Genomic DNA, 17,935 nt, shown 5'->3' with positions numbered 1-17,935 from the left:
TGCGACTCAACACTGACCTTGCCCCTGTATTCCGTATCCCATAGCCAGACTACGCGCTGGCTTGCCGAGCTTGGCCGGCGAGCCAGTTTTCCTCGAACTGCATCGGGCTGACGTAGGCCAGCGTCGATTGCAGTCGGGTTCGGTTGTACCAGAGCATCCAGGCCATGACTTCATCCTTGGCTTGGCGCCTGCTCTTGAAGCGTTGCCCGTGCAGCCGCTCCACCTTCAGTGAACCGAACAAGGTTTCACTGCAGGCGTTGTCCCAGCAGTCGCCGCGCCGGCTCATCGAAGCGGTGATGCCGTACTCGGCCAGCACGTCGCGGAAGTCCTTGCTGGCGTACTGACTGCCTCGGTCGCTGTGGAAGAGCAGGCCAGTGTCCTTGGCCGGATGGCGCTTGAACCACGCCATGCGCAGCGCGTCAATGACCAACTCGCGCGTCATGTCCTGGCGCAGACTCCAGCCCACCACCTGGCGGCTGAACAGGTCGATCACCACGGCCAGGAACAGCCAGCCTTCATCGGTGGCGATGTAGGTGAGATACCGTCGGCGAATTGCAAAAATCGATGGATTCACACAAGCTTTGCAGATCGAAGCGATGTGATGGGAGCCCACCGATGAGTCTGAAGCCCAGCCCGATAGAAGCCATCCCCGCCGAGACCGAACGTGTGGCCCGAGCGGCGTTTCCGCGCGGCACGACGATCACGCGCCTGCGCGACGGGTTCACCGAGTTGTACCGCGATGAAGACTTCGCCTCGCTCTATCCCCGTCGAGGACAACCCGGTCTGGCGCCCTGGCGGCTGGCCCTGGTGACCGTCTTCCAGTTCCTGGAGCACCTGAGCGATCGCCAAGCTGCCGATGCAGTGCGCTCGCGCATCGACTGGAAGTACGCGCTGGGGTTGGAGCTGACAGATCCTGGATTTCACTTCAGCGTGCTGACGGAGTTCCGCGACCGACTGCTCAAGGCGGAAGCCGAGCACCTGCTGCTGGACAGGATGCTCGCGCATTTCAAGGCCCGCGGGCTGCTCAAGGCCCGTGGACGGCAGCGCACGGACAGCACACATGTGCTGGCGGCAGTGCGCGATCTGCGGCTACTGGAGTTGACCACCGAGACGCTGCGAGCCACGCTGAACGAGCTGGCGGTGGCAGCACCCGAGTGGCTCGGCGAGGTGGCACAGCCGGAGTGGTTCGAACGCTATGCGCGTCGAGCCGAAGATTGGCGGCTGCCTGGCGGGAGCCGGCCCAAACGAGAGGCCTACGCACAGCAAGTCGGCGCGGACGGAGTGCGCTTGCTGGCAGCACTGGACGAGCCCTCCGCACCACCGGCAGCAGGCCAGGTGCCGACACTGCCCCTGCTGCGGCAGGTCTTGTGGACCTATTTCGACCGAGGCGCCGACGGCACGCTGCGCTGGCGTGACGGTGCAGAGCTGCCACCGGTCGGCGAGCGCATCCAGACTCCTTACGACCCAGAGATGCACTACAGCACCAAGCGCGGCATGGAATGGTCGGGCTACAAGGTGCATGTGACCGAGACCTGCGAAGCCACGGCAGTGAATCTGATCACCCATGTCGAGACGCGTCCGGCCATGGAACCCGACATGAACGCCTTGGCGAGCATTCATGCGCGGCTGGCACAGCGAGAATTGCTGCCCGACGAGCACTTCGTCGACTCGGGCTACGTCAATGCCGAACTGCTCGTGTCCAGTCAGCGCGATCATGGTGTCTCGCTGCAGGGGCCTGTGCGAGGACTGTCAGCCAAGGCTGTCAAAGCCGAGCAGGGATACGACCTGCCGCACTTCGCGATCGACTGGGCGCGAGAGCAGGTCACCTGTCCTCAGGGGCACGTCTCGGTCGGATGGAGCACCAAGTCAGACACGGCTGGGCAAACGCGCATCCATGTCCGGTTCGGTCGTGCCGACTGCGGCTCCTGTGAGGCACGACCGTCCTGCACGACGTCCAAGGCGGCCCGCCGAACTTTGTTCTTCCATCCCCGTGAGCAGTACGAGGCGCTCAACGCTGCGCGGGCACGCATGCACGATCCCGAATGGAAGCAACGCTATCGTGTTCGTGCGGGTGTCGAGGGAACCCTGTCGCAGGGGGTGCGGGCATTTGGCATGCGTCGCAGCCGCTACATCGGCATGGCCAAGACAGGGTTGCAACAGGTACTGGCAGCCGTCGGCATCAACACTGCTCGTGTCGTGGCCTGGCTCGACGACAGGCCCAAACGGGCTGCCACTCGCATCTCCCGCTTCGCTCGATTGAACCCCAGGGGGACTTGAATTCGCCAACGGTATCTAGGTGATGTCGCCGGCCCACACCTTGTCAGGCTCGGCCACGCTGAACTCGCGGTTGAGCAGGTTCGGCGCAACGGGCAGGTCGTGCTGGCTGTCGGTGGTGACCTTGAAGCGCCGCTTGCCCTTGGCGCGGATGCCGTGCTGCTGCATGAGCTTCTGCACCCGGTCCTTGCCCACCCGGATGCCTCGGGCCAGCAGTTCCTTCCAAGTGCGCGGCCAGCCGTAGCCGCCGCGCGTTTCGGCATGGATCGCCTTGATGTGCACCAGCAGCGCGTCGTCGCTGAGGTGGCGGCGCTGGACGTTGCTGGAGCGGCGCACGAAGTGCTCGTGGTACCCGGCCACGCTGACCTGCAGCACCCGGCACTGCACCGAGATCGGCCACACGCGCCGGTGGCGCTGGATGAAGGCGTACTTCACTTCGCAGCCTTGGCGAAGTACGCCGTCGCTTTTCCCAGAATGTCGCGCTCCATCGTCACCCGCGCTAGTTCGGCACGCAGTCGGGCGATCTCCATCTGCTCAGCGCTCACGGGCTTGCTGTCCGCGCCTGCGAGCTTGCCCTGCCGACTGGCCTTGACCCAGTTGAACAGGGTCTGATCCACCACGCCCAGCGTCCTGGCCGCTGCCGCGATGCTCTGGCCGGCCTCGACCAGGCGCACCGCCTCCTGCTTGAATTCCAATGTGTAGCGCGCCCTCGGCGCCGCCTTCGGCTTCGTCATTTCCGTTCTCCTTGCTGACATTGCATCACTCAGCATGGGAGACAGTTTCTGGGGGCAAGGTCAAACGTCCTGGCGACCCAGTTGGGGAACCTCCCCGCGTACGACGGAAAGGTCCGGCGCTTCTCGCACTGCGCCACCATTGAGTACGCTGGGGAGCGCAAGATTGATGTGGCGCCCTGCGTGGTGAACCGGCTCCACGCTGGTCAATATGAGGTCTGCAACCGCGTCGCCGACCAGTTCGAAGCCTCCGCCCCCTTGGCCTACACCGAGTGGGTCAAGGACAAAAACGGCGTTGCCGGCGGAAACGACCTGAAGAAGGTCACTCGCTTGTTGAAGTACATGCGGGACATCAAGGGCAACTTCACCTGCCCGTCGTTCTTGCTTACGACGCTGATGGGTATGCAGGTTTACGAGAGCGACAGAAATAGCGCGCAATTCGCTGACCTGACGACGACGCTCAAGACGCTAGTTGGACGCTTGGATGATTGGCTCCAGGCCCGGCCGACAGTGCCGGTTGTGCGGAACCCCAAGCTTCCGCAGGAAGACCAGGCGAGCGGCTGGGGGGAGACTCAGTACGCAAATTTTAGGGATAAGGTGAACCTGTACCGCGGCTGGATTGACGATGCGTATGCGGAGGCGGACCTCGACGAGAGCATCGGCAAGTGGCAGCGGGTCTTCGGCGACAACTTCGCGGCCGGCGAGGCAAAGCGGGCTGCCGAGCAAGTCAGTGAGTCGACGACCGGAGGGGTCTTGGTGCGTGGCGGGCACTTCAAGGATTTGGTCGAAAGGGTAAAGGCGCTCGGTGCTGCCGCAGTGCCTTCGAAGCTACGCCAGCTGCCGCATGTGCATCGGCCGACGTGGCGCAGGGCCTCCGACCAATACACAGTACGCGTCAGCGCCGAACTGCGCACCGGGAAGTATGGGACTACCGTGCGGTCCCTCCAGTCAGCTGAACCACTGCAGTCTGACTACTGGGTCCGATTCACGGCCACAGGAAACCACGGCATCCCATTCACGGACGACTACAAGATCCAGTGGCGCGTGGCGAACACAGACAAGGCCGCATCCAAGGCGGATGCGCTTCGCGGTGACTTCTACGCATCCGACGAGGGTGCCAGTCGTTCAGAGCGGCTGGAGTACCGCGGCGTGCACTTCGTGGAAGCGTTCTTGATTCGCAGGCGGGACAACCGCTTGGTTGGACAGTCCGACCCCTTCTACGTCGTCATTGAATGACGGCTAAAACCGGTCGTTTCACGCACATTAACAACACAGTGAACTGAACCGCCCCGGGTTCGTGGCGACCAGTTGCTTTGAGTCAAGCCTGCTTCGGCCTCGGCGCCCTGCGCGTTGCAGTCGTCAACGACTCGGTCTCGCGCACAAGGTCGGCTGCCTCAGTCTCCATCGCCCGAGCGAGCGCAATGAGCGATTCCAGCGTCGGTTGGGTCTTGCCCAGTTCCATTCGGCTGATGAAGTTCGTGTGAAGGCCACTCCGAAGCGCGAGTTCAGCCTGCGTCAGGCCTGCGTCGGTCCGTCGATTTCGTAGAACGGTTGCAAACGCTTCGGTGACTTTCATGCAGATGCGCAGCCATGACAGCGCGCATTCTGGAAAGTGAGCGTCTATACTTTTAACACTTTAGTGTTAGTTCTCCCGCAATGAACAATCCCTTGAACGTCCTAAAAACTCCCGTGCACAGCGAGTTGGTCCCCACTGCGGCGGATCCTCAGCCTGCAGGATTTCGGTTCTGGACCCATGCGGAACTTGTGGGGGAGTCTTGGTTCATTGTGGAAGTCCACGGGGACCCCACGGCCGAGCCGATGGAACTGAGCCGCTTCTGGGTTGCCGCTTCCCTTGAAGTCGCAATTGAACAAGCCGTTCAACAGGGACTTGGCAATGTCAGCCTGCTGGCGTGCGTGCCTTCGCCCATTTCGGATGGATGCACCCATGCGTTCGGGGAAGTCGAAGAGGTCTTTGCGGACACCGCTGCCGGGTCCTGGATGGTGCGCTTCCGCGATGGCCGCAACATCCTGCTCGATCAGTTTTCCCACCCGCTCGGCACCGCCGTCACCAGGAGTCTGCAGCGCTTGTACGTGACCTCATCGTCCCGAAGGACATCGCTGACCCAGCAACCGGCATAGGTCGGCTCGCAGTGATTTCGTTCTCCCCACACAAACGCGATAGCCGCTGGACTGGGGGCAACTGTCCGGGCCATGCAGTACCAGCACAGCGGGATTTCGCCTGATGCCGACGCGACCTGCCCGCGTCTTGCCGAGACGGTCATGCCTTCTTCTTTCGACACCCCCTGCCTGTTGCAGGCCGATGCCGACTTCCAGGTCGAGCGATCCCCAGGCGCCAGTTTCAGCGCCTTGACCTCCCCGGTGCTGATCATGCTGGCCAGTGCCGACAGCCTGACCGGCGCAGCCCGTTCCGCCGCCGAGGCGCTGCGCCAGGCACTGGACGACGAGGCCCCTCGCATGGCCAGGCTGGACGCGCTGGACCGCTGCCTCGATAGGCTGCCGGCCGTGATGCCAGAGCGTCAGGCGCTGGAGCGCCTCGGCGAGGAACTCCTGCGTGCGGTCGAGCCTGCGCTGCACGGGCCTCGCCACCGGGAACAGCAGCTAAGGCCGTCGGTGGGTCGGCTCGGCATCGAGTGGCACCAACTGCGCAACGAAGGCTGGGACACGGACAACCCCACCGGACTGACCGTGCTGTTGGGTGCTCAGGCCGACTGGCTTCAGACCGAGCTGGTGTTGATCATGAAGTGGTGCTGGCGCACGCCGCTCGACGAGCAGTTGCACGACACCGAGGAAGCAGCGGCGCTGATCCGGCTGCTGCGTCTGCATGTGCTGCTGAACCTGGACACGTCGCTGTATCGCTCGGCGCAGCCGATGCTGAATGCGTGCGCCCGGGTACTCGGGTTGTGGGCGGAGGTCGAGCAGCGGCTGCCGACGTTGCCGACACGCCCCGGTGGGCCCGCGGCGCTGTATGGGGTCGGGGTGTCCGACGTGGATCCGTCCATCGACCCCGGCGCGGCGCGGCAAGCGTTGCAGCGGGCCAGCGTGGACGCGCGTCAGCAGGCAACGCTGCAGGTGGCCGGGCACACGGTCATCCTGGAGGCCGTCAAGCCGACACCAGAGCCGAAATCTGGACCTATCACCTCGACGATGCTGAAATCATCGGCGACAGAAGCGGCAATCACCGTCGCTCGTGACGCGGCCGTGGCAGCCTCGGTGAAGGCGGTGGCGGCGCACAGGCAGACGCTGGCCGAGCGATTTCCCGAGCAGACGCTGAGCGCACTGGGCGAGCACACCACCTGGGTGGTCATCAGCGAGCCGATCCCGGAGATGCGCGACAAGGACGACCGGTTGGCGCTGGCGTCGTACGAGGGGCTGCGGGTACCGCTGCCGCTTGCGCTGCTGCCGGAGGCTGTCGAACTGGAAGTGCGCCTCGCGCAGTTGCACGCGGAGTTTCCATGGGCGACCCGGGCGATCGAGGTCGTCGGGGGGGAGATGCTGGCCCGGCGCCGGCTCGGGGCAGTGAGTTTCGCGTGGGCGCCGATCCTGCTTGTGGGCCCGCCCGGCACAGGCAAGACCCGGTTGGCGCGGCGGCTGGCCGAGATGATGGGCCTTTCGTTCTTGCCACTGGGCATCGGAGGCAGCAGCGACAGCCGACTGCTGACCGGCACGAGCCGGGGCTGGGCCAGTGGCGAGCCCTCCCCGATCGTGCGTGCGCTGCGAGACCGGCGCACGGCGCAGATCCTGGTGCTGCTCGACGAGGTGGACAAGTGCAACACCCGCAGCATCACCAACACCGTGAACGCAGCACCAATCCAGGCGGCCCTGCTCGGACTACTGGAGCCAGAGTCGAGTCGGAACTGGATCGACTGCTATCTGCAGGCGCCGTGTGACCTCAGCAAGCTCCTGTTCGTCGCGACAGCGAATCGGCTGGGGACGATCGATGCCGCGCTGATGTCGCGGCTGCAGCCGGTGCTGGTGCCGACACCGGAGCGGCAGCACTATCCGATGATCGTGCAGCAGGTGGTGCGGGACGTGGCCAGCGACTGGGGGTTGCCCCATGAAGTGATGCCAGCGCTCGATGTGCCGGGCATGGCGCGGGCAGCGGGGTCGGTGCGCGAACTGGTGCGACTGGTGCGCCGGGAGATCGTCCGCGAAGTGTCTTCGGCAGGCGCACCGCATTGAACAGACGAAAGATGCCTCGATGAAGTTGCTGATCCTGTCAGACCTGCACCTGGAGTTCCACCCGATGCGGGTGCCACCGGGGGATTTTGATGCGGTGATCCTGGCCGGGGATATCCAGGCGCCGGGCCGCCGAGGTGTGGCCTGGGCGGCGGCAGAGCCGGCCTTCGCAGGCAAGCCAGTGCTGTACGTGCCGGGCAACCACGAGTTCTACGGGCAGGTGCTGGCATCGGAGCTGGCGGAGATGCGCGCCGCAGCGCAGGACACCAATGTGCAGGTGCTCGATCAGGACGTGGTGACACTGGCGTCTGACGCGGGTCCGGTGCGCGTGCTCGGCGCCACCTTGTGGACGGATTTCAGGCTGAAGGTGCTGGGGGCCGACGGCCAGTGGCGGCGCGATGCGCGGTTGGCTGCAGCGGAGGCCAGCGTCGGGTTGAACGATTTCAGCGTCATTCGGGTCAAGCGCACGGCGCCAGAGTCGGGCGTGCGACGGCTGCGCCCACTGGACACGGTGCATTGGCACCAGGCGACACGGCGCTGGATGCACGATCGACTGGCCGAACCCTGGGGCGGGAAAACGGTGGTCATCACGCACCATGCGCCGCATCGCGGCTCGCTGGCGGCATGTTTCGAGCGAAGCGGCTTGAGTCCGGCGTTCGTGAACGACCTGCCGCCGAGCTGCTTCGACGGGGTGGACCTGTGGGTGCATGGGCACACGCACGACAGTTTCGACTACCTGGTCGATCGACCAGGTGGTGGGACATGCCGGGTGGTGTGCAACCCCCGGGGCTATGTGCGCTGGGACGGGACGCTGGAAAACCGGGGGTTCGATCCTGGGTTCGAGGTGACGGTGTGAAGAAGACGAAGGCACGGTCAGCGCCTGTGCCCACAGCAAGAGATCTGCCTTCGATCTGGCTGTGCGGGGACGTGCATGGGCGCTTCGATCACCTGACCGAGGCGGTGCTGCAGTCGGCGCCATCGCAGCGGCCTGCAGCGCTGGTGTTGCTCGGGGATCTCCAGGCGCAGCGGCCACTGGAGGTCGAACTGGCGGCCATTCTCGAACACACCGAGGTGTGGTTCATTCCGGGCAACCATGACACCGACACGGACGAGGACCACGATCATCTGTTCTGCTCGGCACTGGCTGGCCGCAACCTACATGGCCGGGTAGTCGAGATCGCCGGGGTGCGCATCGCGGGACTGGGTGGGGTATTTCGGGGGCAGGTATGGATGCCGCCGGGGCCACACGAAGTCGAATCGGCGCGCGCGTATGTGGCTCACATCGGCCGCGGCAATCGGTGGCGCGATGGTTTGCCGAGACGGCATCGCAGCACGATCTTCCCAGCGGAGTACCAAGCGCTGAGCAGGCAGCGAGCGGATGTGCTGGTCACGCATGAGGCGCCGAGCTGTCATCCCCACGGGTTTGCAGTCCTCGACGCACTGGGCCAGCGCCTGGGAGTGCGCCGAGCCTTCCATGGGCACCACCATGACCAGTTGGACTACCAGGCCGAGTGGTCACGGCTGGGATTCGAAGCGCACGGCGTAGGGCTGCGGGGCATCACGGCGCTCGATGGACGTGTGATCCGGCCGGGGGAATTAGACGGTCGGTAGCTGCCGATGAACCTTCTCGGGTTCCGTGTTGCCCGCATGGATCCAGTCGGCAAAGTGAACGGCAGAAATGGGTCGGGTTGCGCGGAACCTGGGCGTCGCCCTTCATCCTGCCCCGTACAGTGCCATGAGAACAGTCCAGCCGACAGTCGGGTACAGACTGGTTGCTGCCTGCCATGTTCGGCAGTTGAGCGGCAGCTAAGAGAGCAACCAGCCTCATGGAGGCTTGCGCGGCGCATGACCACTGCACGCCCGTGAGCTGTCGCTCGTGCGTAGTGAATATCGGGGGAGACGTACGATCGACTCCCGCTGCTCTCTGCGATCAGCTCAACATGACTCTAAGTAGCCTTCGATACCATCGCGGTGGCGCATCTGAAGCCATCAGTTGGCTATATAACCGAAAGCATGGTCAGCACAGAACCTTCGGGAAGCTTGATCGACTGCGACCAGACTTCCATTCGAAAGGAGCTTGGGCCGCTGATCCAGCGCGATGCACTTTCGCGCTTCGGACGGCTCAGCCCTTTGATGTTCCCAAAGGCCATTTCGAACGCGCTTGTGTCTTGGTGCAATTCGTTGAGGATGTAGAAATCAGTTGAGAAGCCCCGGCTGCGCCTAGACCATTTCAACCTTCGTTGATCGTGGCAGGTGATGGCGGTCGGTACCTTGGCACGTTGGAGCAACTTCAGGGCGGAAGCAGTCAGGCTGGCTTGAAAAGCGCCGCCCATTGCATTCGCAAGATCGAGGCTTGGCTTGCGATCGGCCACCCATGGCCAGACCATGTAGTCGGGAAGGATCAGTTGACTGGCGAAGCTGTTGGCGTCGGCCTCGATGGACTTGGCTTCAGCATTCTGCGGCCCAATGTCGGTGCTGGCGCACTTGAACGATGTCCGCTGTGCGTCCTGCATCCAGTGGGCCAACTCATGCCCCAATGAGAAGCGCCTTCGTCCGAGGTTGTCGTCCACGGCGACACTGATGACCGCACGATCACCGGTGGCCACCAAGCGAGCTGCGCAACCGTCGAGTCTTCTGTAGACGACGTGAGCGCCCCTGGCACTGGCAATGGCCTCCAAATCAATGTGCTCAGGTTTCCTTACGCCATGCCCCCAGAGTAGGCGCTCCGGGCGGCTGAGCCTATCGACATCAATGGCCATCATCGGTGTTGGGGATCTTGCCCATCAGCACAAGATCGTCATAGAGTGTTTCTAGGTCGGCATCGCTTTGGCGGCTTCCTTCTCGGAAGGCGGTAGCTAGCTGTGGTTCCGCCGCAAAGGCGTGCGCGATACGCTCCTTTATTCGATCTAGGGTAGGCCGCAGCGACTTCCTGGGGGTTGCACGGACCTGCATGGCCACCTTGGCAGCCGCAGCTTGTTGACGAAGGCTGGCAGCCAGAACGTCATCAAGACTCGCTGCAATGCTGGTCGCCAGTTGATCAGGATCGATGCCTTCAGCGGCGAACTCGGCCCGGATATCTTCGTCAGACGCGGTTTCGAGGTCTTTGAGTGCTAGGGCTCGAATTGCATCGAGCGTCTTCCGCGTTTCGTTCGTCATCGCTGTCTCCTTCCAGGCATCAGCTTGTCCACCTGCCTCCTGAGCCTGCGCCGCGCCGTGTCGTAGGTCTTTTGATCGAGATCGAACAAGGCAAGTACCTCTGCTACCTGCATGTCCGCCTTCTCCCCCTCAATGACAGCGAGCACTGCTTGATCGTCTTTGAAGTAAGTCTCAATGACGCGCGCGTCGGCCTCAGCCCGTTGCTGCCTGTCAAACGTGTTCTCTACCTCAATGGCCTGTTCAACGACGTCTGAGTTCCAGCGACCCGCCCGGTGGATCACGGTGTCCACGTCCCCGGCTTCGCCCGCTAAAGCCTCCAATCGGTCGGTCTGGGTTTGGAGCAGCGATTCGCGGGATGCATCAGCGATGCTATCCATGCAGCCGGACAAAAAGGCAGGAAGCTGCACTCGATCTATAGGCCACGGACGCCCGCGTTCACCGTCCTGCTTTGAACCGCTTGCGGCGACGAGGGCGCGCTTGACCGCCTCATTGAACAACTCTTGGGGATTCGTGTACTCGGTACCCCAGACAAGCAGGCGGGCTCTTGAAAACAAGCGGAGCCGCTCGGCGGCACTGAGCATCGTCAGCGCACGGGATAGCTCATCGACATTGGCATGGCGTTCTGAAGACGGTTTCGGTTGCACGGCTCCTCCCTGGGCTTCTATGTGTGCGGTCGTCATTCTCCATGCGGACAGGGCTCTGTGTGGTGTCCGCGCCGGACTTGGTGACCGCACACCCATGTAGCGGCAATTACGCCGCGACAAGGAGCCTCTACATGAGCAAACGCAATCAGCATGTCGTCCCCCGCGAAGATGGCTGGGCCGTCAAGGGTGCTGGCGCCAAACGTGATACCCAGGTGTTTGACCGCAAACAAGATGCGGTGGATCGCGCCCGGGAGATCTCGCAGAACCAGAAATCCGAGTTGGTGGTCCATGGTCAGAACGGCCAGATTCAATACAAGGACAGTCACGGCAACGACAGGTTTCCGCCCAGAGGGTAAGCATGGCTAGATGTACAGCTCCAGTTGAAGGCCATCGCTCATCCAGCGCTGCTGCGGCCTGCCCTGCATGCCGTGGTCGGTACGGCGGTTACAGCAGTTATGGCAGTGGCTACAACTCGTCCTACTCGTCGGGCAGCAGCTACAGCAATGGAGGCAGATCCAGCGGAGGCGGCAGTTCAAGGCCGCGTTGGTCGCGCGCCAGTTCGTCCGTCACGTACACGCCTGCTCAGGTGGTGTCCCTCACGCCGGTACGCGAGGCTATTGAAAGAGAAGTGGCAGCGAAGCCAGATCTTCGGGATTGCTTCCTCTGCCACGCTTGGGATGACCGGCAAGGAGCAGCCAAGCAACTGTACGATTTGCTTGAGGCAGGTGGTGTCAAGGTTTGGTTCAGCGAAAAGGATCTTGGCCTTGGCGTACCGATGATGCGTGCCATTGACAAAGGCTTAGCGACCTCGAAAATCGGACTCGTCTTGGTGACCCCTGCATTGCTTTCACGCCTACCGAAAGAAGGCGTCGCGGACAAAGAGCTTTCGACCCTCCTGCAGGGCAACCGGCTCGTGCCCATCGTGCACGGTACGACATACACAGCGCTCCGGGATGTCAGCCCCTTGTTAGCTTCGAGAAGCGGCCTTGACACATCAGAAGACACGATGGCGGTAGTCGCAACCAAGATTGCTGAGTTAGTTGCCATCTGGAGGTGACAGTCATACCCGCCTTCAGGCAAGCCGCTTGAGCAACCGTTCGGGACTAGACCTTCTTGTTGGCGACGATGTCAAAAGTGGCCGCCGAGACGCCCTCCTTGTTGCCATCAAGCTTCTGTGCGGTGAGTTCCCACTTGATCTTGGTGAAATTCAAGGAGATGGTCTCGACAGGCTTGCCGCCCGTGCCGCAACTGACACTGAGGTTGGAGATGATGACGTTGCTCAGCGTGTACGTGATGCAGGCCATCAGCGGCGCATCAGCCGCAACTGCAGAGTTGCGTGTAACGGTGATCTTGGCTTCTGACAGATGACCACCGTTTGTGCATAGCTGATTCAAGGTTGGCGTCGATGAGTCCACGAACTTCGTCAGCGTGAATTCACCGATGTGTGGCCTGCCGGATGTTCGCTCGGTGTTGCTTTGGTCATCGGTGACCTGCATCGCCACGTTGTGGCTGTAAGACATGATCTCGATCTTGTCCTTGAAGCCCTCAAGCAGGCTATCGCCTTTGACGTCGCTGCCCAAGTCCAGAATGATGGCGTCCATGATGTTCCCTTGCTGTGTTGGGTGTCAGCTTGTGCTGATCGTTGTCGTCAAGCGCTGACGGCAGGCGGCAGTGAAGCCACAAGTCGAATGGACGCGGTCAACTCTTCCAGCTGAAAGTGCGGACGCAAGAACACGGTGGCGTTGTAGACACCTGGTTTGCTCAAATCTTCCGTGACGTCGATGCGGGCTTCGCGAAGCGGGTACTGCGCTTTGAGGTCTTGCGGTGCGTTATCGTTGATGAGCACGTAGTTGGCGATCCAGTTGTTCAAATAGCTTTCCACGTTCTCTCTGGTCATGAAACTGCCGATCTTGTCGCGCATGATGACCTTGAGGTAGTGCGCAAAGCGCGAAGCAGCCAGGACGTACGGCAACAAGCCAGAGATGCGCGCATTGGCGTTGGCTTGCGCGTTGAAGTAAATGCGAGGCTTGTTGGTGGTCTGTGCACCAAAGAACACGGCCATGTCGCTTTCCTTCTTGTAGCAAAGCGCGAGGAAGCCTTGCGAGTCGAGTTCCTTTTCGCGGCGGTCCGTGATCGGGGTCTCGGTGGGGCATTTGAGCCCCATGTCACCCCGTTCCGTTTTGAACGTGTGCACGGGCAAACCGCCCACCACGCCTCCACCCTCCACCCCGCGAATGGCTGCACACCAACCGTACAGTGCGTATGCGTTGGTGATGCGCTGCCCGAGTGCATAGGCGGAGTTGCCCCAGAGATATTTTTCGTGATCTTTGCCTGGCTGCACAGGGTCCGTGTCGTTTACCTTAGAGAAGTTGACATCCTCGGTAAACGACATGCCTTCTGTTGGCCTGGTGTCGGGGCCATAAGGTGGCCGCAACAAGAAACGGGGCAGTGTCAAACAAACGTATCGAGAGTCTTCGGTGTCTCTGAATTCCCGCCAGGCAATCAGCTCCGTGCTTTCAAACGACTTAGCCAGATCGCGGGGCTTTGACAAATCCTCGAAGCTCGTCATATCAAACAACGCTGGATCTGCTGACGAAATGAACGGCGCGTGTGCCGTGGCTGCGACCTTGGACAGGTTGGTCAGCATGGCCACGTCGTCGTTAGACCGGCCAAACTTGTAGTCACCAATGAGCAATGAATAGGGCGTGCCGCCGAAGGTGCCGTACTCAGCCTCATAAACCTTCTTGAACAACGCGCTTTGATCGACCTCGATGGCTTCTTCGAGGTCCTTGCGCAAGTCGTCTTTGGAGACGTCCAGCACACGGATCTTCAGGCGGCTGCTTGTTTCGGTATTCATCACCAGGTAATGCAAGCCGCGCCAAGTTGCCTCAAGTTCACGAAAGTCGCTGTTGTGCAAGATCTCGTTGAGTCGCTCGGAAATCTTTCTGTCGATCGATTCGATCCACTTTTCGATTTGTACCGTGGCTGACTTGACCGTACCGTATTGATCCGACGAGGAATGCTGTATGGCTTGTTCCTTGAACAATTCGATCAGCGTATTGGCTCTCTGTTTTTTCTCTGCGATGTCAGCGCCCATGCTTTTCAAGATCTGGTCAAGCAAATTCGTGCTGCTTGTTTGACCCCCACTCGCGCTTTTGGGTGCTTGTTCCGTTACCATGTTTTCACCTCCTTAGGTTTTGAGTTGTGTCTTTAAGACGCTCCTGGCTGGCTAGATTCACTCAGCAACTGAAGGAAATTCGCATCGAGAGATTCATTGCCGTCCAGCTTGATCATCAGGTCACGCAGCAACTGCCTTTTGGTAAAGAAGTCACGCAACACAGGGTCCTGGTTGACGAGGTGTGCGTGATGAATAACTTCTTCTGCCGCCTTCTTTTCATCGAAACTTGCATCCGTGGACACAACTGGCTGATCCGCGTAAAGCACGGCACTTACCGGGGTGAATTGTTCAATCTTGGAAAAGGTGAAGGTCACTTTGTTGACCTCGACCGCTGGCGCGACTTTGGCCATGACCTCATCAAAGTTGTCGCGATCAATCTCTACAAAGTGACGACCAGCCAGCGTAAGCAAACGGTTTTCCGTCGACCTGCGTGACAGGTCAGCGAGGACGCCAACCAGAAGCGGCAATTCGCGCTTCTCCATGGCCCCACCCGTTTCCACGTCGTACGTGATTTGAACCCTGGGTGGGCGGTTGCGACGCAACCAATGCTGGGTGCATTCTTTGGGCATTTGTTTTTCCTGATCGTTGGAGCCAAGAGATGGGGATTGGGTCAAACATCCGGCTGCAACGACCATACCAAGCTGAAAATTTGCTCTTTAATCAAGGAGATCTGGCTCGGTGTCTTGCCAACACGTTAACCTCATATTAAACCAAAATTGTCAATCTGGATTCCTGAATATGAATCTGCAGGTGTTTCTTTTTTATTACAAAATGTTCCGCACTGGTGATTTTGTAACGTAAAATGAAAATCGATGGTTGATGGCGCGCCAGCGCTGACCGTACATTGGCGCGTCACAAGCGGGGGTAGTAAACATTGGTTGCTCCTGCGGGGCTGTCGTCACCGTCTGCCGACTAAGGATGTTCGAACCCACCCATTACCCAAGTCTGCCCGCAGGCGAGGTGAAAGGGCGAAGTGAGAGAAACGGGAGGGATGACGAGGTGGGCGCAAGAAAAACTGAGGACGCTGGTGCCGGCGAAGCAGCTGGCGCAAAGCCCTGGGGCGAGCATCCCGAAGGCGTGCGGGGTGCGGGAACTGGAGCCAGATGTTAATTCCATCAATTGATGCGACTCAACATTTAATTTTGCGACTGAACTTTGATGGTCTGAAGTTGAAAAGTCATTACAAATCAAACAGTTACTGGACTCAGTCGCCTTTGCCGCTCACCCAGCAACTTGATCACGGTCGAGACCAACTGGCTTAACCCATCCGGCCGCCGCGATATCCGGAACGATTCAGCAGACCTACGCCTGCTTCAGATTGACTGATCCGGTGACCGCTTCAGACTGATCTCAGTCATTCACGGTCAACGCCCGAGCGGCCGCTCCGATCAACACCGGGCATTGGAGCACCCGCGTCCTGCATGACGATCGGATTGGCTTGGCGGATCAACGGAAGCATCGTGAACTCCACCGGAATTCGCCTTGCCACTCACTCACAAGACGAGCATCGTCAGCTACCGTCCCGCACAGGAGACGAGGTCGGGGTTCATTCGTTGGGCAAAGTCGTCGCGAGAGATAAGATAGTTCCTTAACAAGAACATGCGTCAACGGGAGGACCATCGTGGGAGAAGCTCAACGTCGAAAGCTGCTGGCTACTCGGCAGACAACTGCCCTACCCGGATCGACCGGCAGCCTCTGGCCGCTTTCCAATATCGCCGCGCAGGAGCAGCTTGAGACTTGGTTCAGCCAGCGCGGGATGGATCCATCGACGCCGGGGCTTCACGATACGCCGGAGTTCTTGCAGGTGGAGCAGCGAGATAGAAGCGCTCTCAATCAAGTCGCCCGTCTGATCGAGGCAAGAAGCTACACTGCAGATGAGTTGGGCGAAGCTGAGCGCAAGATCCGAGTCGCAGCGCAGGCCGTCGTGAATCGCGTTGCGCGTGATCAACGACAAGGCCTGTGTGTGGTGGCGTCCGGCGTCTTGTCGCGAATGCTAGATGAGCTCGGTGTTTGGAATTACACCGCCAATAGCAATCTGACCATTCACTTTCCGCGCGCGGTTTCACCCGAGCCACGCTACTTCTACTCGATCGATCACGGGCAATTCGTGGCACCCCACGCGATCGTAGTCGCACCTCCATTCACGGTTGTCGATGTGACGGTGAAGCACCAGTTCTACGACGAGGGCGCCATGGGGCAGTGGCTGCCGCCCATGGTTATGACTAAGGAAATGCGACCCCACCATGTGACGAGCAATGAACTCGTGTCGCCGTCGGCTCGGGCGGAGCTACGTATGCTGGGCATGACTGTCGAGCGTTATCTTGCGCAGGAAAAATCAGACATGCTTGAACTTATGAGGCACCTCCCCTCCCGCGAGGTGGCACTTGAGGGTGGCCGGTTGGCCTATGTAGTGGTGGCAGTGGGCGGCTATCAGGAGCGTTTGCGCGACCTAAAGGGGGCAAACTGCAGCATTGACGGTCTGACGCCGGTTGAAATCTACGAGCGAGATGTACTGCCGAAGCTGTAGGTAAGTCTAAGTTTCGGTACCAAGTCGCACCAAAGACATGCACATCATCCAAGCAGACGACCTGCGCAGCCATTATGCGAACCCCAGCTGGGATCAGCCTCTGCGGCTGTACTACGATGAGACCAACAACATCAGGCGGCTCACGCTGTCGGAGGTTGGGTTGAACAATAGCCCGGACAGGATGTTCGCGCTGGCTGGGATCGCGTTGATGCCTGGTAAAGAGATCGTTGGCTGGGATGCGTTGCGCAAGCAGATGGGAATCCAGGTCAGCGCAACCGAGATCAAGTACAAGCATGTGGCGCCACCAGAGTACGAGGGTGCGCTGGCCTCAGAGAGGTTGACGTCGTTCCTGGAATGGCTGACCGAGTCGGAGACGCTCATCCACTACTCCGTTCTCGATGTGCTGTTCTGGTCGGTACTGGACATCATCGAGTCCTTGATGGTTGACGAACGAGTCAACATCAACGAAGTGCACATGGAGCTTAAGAACGAACTCGTCTTCGCCGTCAAGATCGACCCCAAAGCTTTTATGACCTTGGTTCACGGATTCGGATATCCGAATATCAAGCGTGCAGACGTCCCAGCGTTTCTGAAATGCGTCCTAGCGTTTGTCGAACGAAGGCTCCCGAAAAACCGCAACCTTGCCACTCAAGCACTCAAGAAGCTGCTGCGCGGTGCTGCAAAGTTGCCGCGAGTAGAGCTGACCTTTCTCCACGACAACGAGCCCGGCGAACTGATTGCCGACTTCTCCTTACATTTCATGCACGTGCTGTGCAAATTCAAGCAAGCGTCTCACGTCTTGGATCGCGAGACGAACATTGAGCGGATCTTGCAAAGGGTCGAGATCCGGAATGGGGAGCGTCGCCTTAACTATCGATTTTCTGATTCGAAGATCGAGATCGGCATTCAAGCCTCGGATGTGATTGCGGGGTTGATCGGTCGGCACTTCACATACGTCCTAGGCCACTCGGTGTCGGAGCTTAAACAAGCTCTTGATAGATTCTCCGAGCGCCAGCACAAGAATCTCAGCCTGTTGCGCGGACTCATCGACGCCTCTGATTCGTACAGCAACGGCCTTCTACACGCTGTTCAGCCATTGGACACCGGGTTGAAGAACGACATGTTCCTGCATGGCCGGCCGGTCCCTGATTTTCTGGACTGATAGCAGCGCCGTAGCGGACAAGCTGGTGAATAGGGCACTAGGCTCGGCGCACGTGATTCCATATGG

General features: G+C 60.4%; 17 protein-coding genes and 2 pseudogenes. 10 read left to right on the top strand and 9 right to left on the bottom strand.

Going from position 1 to position 17,935, the window contains the following annotated elements:
• Positions 1 to 49: 49 nt before the first annotated feature.
• Positions 50 to 538, bottom strand: a pseudogene (locus BDD16_RS02350) (IS3 family transposase); the annotation flags it as partial.
• 77 nt (positions 539 to 615) lie between these two features.
• Here BDD16_RS02350 and BDD16_RS02345 point away from each other — a divergent pair.
• Positions 616 to 2,277, top strand: coding sequence for an IS1182 family transposase (locus tag BDD16_RS02345; protein ID WP_179632460.1), 1,662 nt, complete (start codon positions 616 to 618; stop codon positions 2,275 to 2,277).
• Between the two features lie 18 nt (positions 2,278 to 2,295).
• On the opposite strand, the pseudogene BDD16_RS02340 reads toward BDD16_RS02345, so the two are convergent.
• Positions 2,296 to 3,008: pseudogene (locus BDD16_RS02340) on the bottom strand (IS3 family transposase); the annotation flags it as partial.
• Between the two features lie 81 nt (positions 3,009 to 3,089).
• Between BDD16_RS02340 and BDD16_RS02335 the strand changes: the two are divergent.
• A complete protein-coding gene (locus tag BDD16_RS02335) occupies positions 3,090 to 4,241 on the top strand; it encodes a nucleotide-binding domain-containing protein (RefSeq protein WP_179632459.1) in 1,152 nt (383 codons plus the stop codon).
• 82 nt (positions 4,242 to 4,323) lie between these two features.
• Here the strand turns inward: BDD16_RS02335 and BDD16_RS02330 are convergent, their stop codons facing one another.
• Complete coding sequence (locus BDD16_RS02330) at positions 4,324 to 4,581, bottom strand: helix-turn-helix domain-containing protein (protein ID WP_179632458.1); 258 nt, start codon at positions 4,579 to 4,581, stop codon at positions 4,324 to 4,326.
• A 242-nt stretch (positions 4,582 to 4,823) separates the two neighbouring features.
• Here BDD16_RS02330 and BDD16_RS02325 point away from each other — a divergent pair, with 242 nt between their 5' ends.
• The 4 genes from BDD16_RS02325 (at position 4,824) to BDD16_RS02310 (ending at position 8,813) form a co-directional block, all read left to right on the top strand.
• Positions 4,824 to 5,144 (top strand): hypothetical protein, encoded by a 321-nt coding sequence (locus BDD16_RS02325; protein ID WP_179632457.1) that lies wholly within the window; start codon positions 4,824 to 4,826, stop codon positions 5,142 to 5,144.
• 141 nt (positions 5,145 to 5,285) lie between these two features.
• Positions 5,286 to 7,205 (top strand): AAA family ATPase, encoded by a 1,920-nt coding sequence (locus BDD16_RS02320; protein ID WP_179632456.1) that lies wholly within the window; start codon positions 5,286 to 5,288, stop codon positions 7,203 to 7,205.
• Positions 7,206 to 7,224: 19 nt separating this feature from the next.
• Positions 7,225 to 8,058: a metallophosphoesterase gene (locus BDD16_RS02315; RefSeq protein WP_179632455.1), complete on the top strand. Its 834-nt coding sequence runs from the start codon at positions 7,225 to 7,227 to the stop codon at positions 8,056 to 8,058.
• Positions 8,055 to 8,813 (top strand): metallophosphoesterase family protein, encoded by a 759-nt coding sequence (locus BDD16_RS02310; protein ID WP_310732768.1) that lies wholly within the window; start codon positions 8,055 to 8,057, stop codon positions 8,811 to 8,813. The genes BDD16_RS02315 and BDD16_RS02310 overlap by 4 nt, the downstream gene beginning before the upstream one ends.
• A 386-nt stretch (positions 8,814 to 9,199) precedes the next feature.
• Here BDD16_RS02310 and BDD16_RS02305 read toward each other — a convergent pair whose 3' ends face one another.
• The 3 genes from BDD16_RS02305 to BDD16_RS02295 are packed head-to-tail and all read right to left on the bottom strand — an operon-like array spanning position 9,200 to position 11,002.
• Positions 9,200 to 9,961, bottom strand: a complete 762-nt coding sequence (locus tag BDD16_RS02305) for an ImmA/IrrE family metallo-endopeptidase (protein ID WP_246332446.1) — start codon at positions 9,959 to 9,961, stop codon at positions 9,200 to 9,202.
• Positions 9,951 to 10,358 carry a hypothetical protein gene (locus BDD16_RS02300; protein WP_179632452.1) on the bottom strand — a complete coding sequence of 136 codons (408 nt, stop codon included), beginning with the start codon at positions 10,356 to 10,358 and terminating at the stop codon, positions 9,951 to 9,953. Before BDD16_RS02300 ends, BDD16_RS02305 begins: the two co-directional genes overlap by 11 nt.
• Positions 10,355 to 11,002, bottom strand: coding sequence for a hypothetical protein (locus BDD16_RS02295; RefSeq protein WP_179632451.1), 648 nt, complete (start codon positions 11,000 to 11,002; stop codon positions 10,355 to 10,357). Before BDD16_RS02295 ends, BDD16_RS02300 begins: the two co-directional genes overlap by 4 nt.
• A 131-nt stretch (positions 11,003 to 11,133) precedes the next feature.
• On the opposite strand from BDD16_RS02295, the gene BDD16_RS02290 reads away from it, so the two are divergent.
• Together BDD16_RS02290 and BDD16_RS02285 are read left to right on the top strand one after the other, a co-directional pair.
• Complete coding sequence (locus tag BDD16_RS02290; RefSeq protein WP_179632450.1) at positions 11,134 to 11,358, top strand: DUF2188 domain-containing protein; 225 nt, start codon at positions 11,134 to 11,136, stop codon at positions 11,356 to 11,358.
• Between the two features lie 233 nt (positions 11,359 to 11,591).
• Positions 11,592 to 12,059: a toll/interleukin-1 receptor domain-containing protein gene (locus BDD16_RS02285; protein ID WP_310732767.1), complete on the top strand. Its 468-nt coding sequence runs from the start codon at positions 11,592 to 11,594 to the stop codon at positions 12,057 to 12,059.
• A gap of 46 nt (positions 12,060 to 12,105) precedes the next feature.
• Here BDD16_RS02285 and BDD16_RS02280 read toward each other — a convergent pair whose 3' ends face one another.
• Genes BDD16_RS02280 through BDD16_RS02270 form a run of 3 tightly spaced genes read right to left on the bottom strand, consistent with a single transcriptional unit; the run spans position 12,106 to position 14,749 of the window.
• Positions 12,106 to 12,603 (bottom strand): Hcp family type VI secretion system effector, encoded by a 498-nt coding sequence (locus tag BDD16_RS02280; RefSeq protein WP_179632448.1) that lies wholly within the window; start codon positions 12,601 to 12,603, stop codon positions 12,106 to 12,108.
• 47 nt (positions 12,604 to 12,650) lie between these two features.
• The gene (gene tssC, locus BDD16_RS02275; protein WP_179632447.1) at positions 12,651 to 14,180 is read right to left on the bottom strand and encodes a type VI secretion system contractile sheath large subunit; all 1,530 of its coding nucleotides are present in this window, start codon (positions 14,178 to 14,180) and stop codon (positions 12,651 to 12,653) included.
• A gap of 32 nt (positions 14,181 to 14,212) precedes the next feature.
• A complete protein-coding gene (locus tag BDD16_RS02270) occupies positions 14,213 to 14,749 on the bottom strand; it encodes a type VI secretion system contractile sheath small subunit (protein WP_179632446.1) in 537 nt (178 codons plus the stop codon).
• Positions 14,750 to 15,801: 1,052 nt separating this feature from the next.
• Between BDD16_RS02270 and BDD16_RS02265 the strand changes: the two genes are divergently transcribed.
• Complete coding sequence (locus tag BDD16_RS02265; protein WP_179632445.1) at positions 15,802 to 16,707, top strand: hypothetical protein; 906 nt, start codon at positions 15,802 to 15,804, stop codon at positions 16,705 to 16,707.
• Between the two features lie 37 nt (positions 16,708 to 16,744).
• Positions 16,745 to 17,869, top strand: a complete 1,125-nt coding sequence (locus BDD16_RS02260; protein WP_179632444.1) for a DUF3800 domain-containing protein — start codon at positions 16,745 to 16,747, stop codon at positions 17,867 to 17,869.
• The last annotated feature ends 66 nt before the right edge of the window (positions 17,870 to 17,935 follow it).

The organism is Sphaerotilus montanus (assembly GCF_013410775.1).
GTDB classification, from domain to species: Bacteria; Pseudomonadota; Gammaproteobacteria; order Burkholderiales; family Burkholderiaceae_C; genus Sphaerotilus; species Sphaerotilus montanus.
The sequence above is the reverse complement of the archived record's forward strand: the minus strand, read 5'-3'. Positions and strand labels throughout refer to the sequence as shown.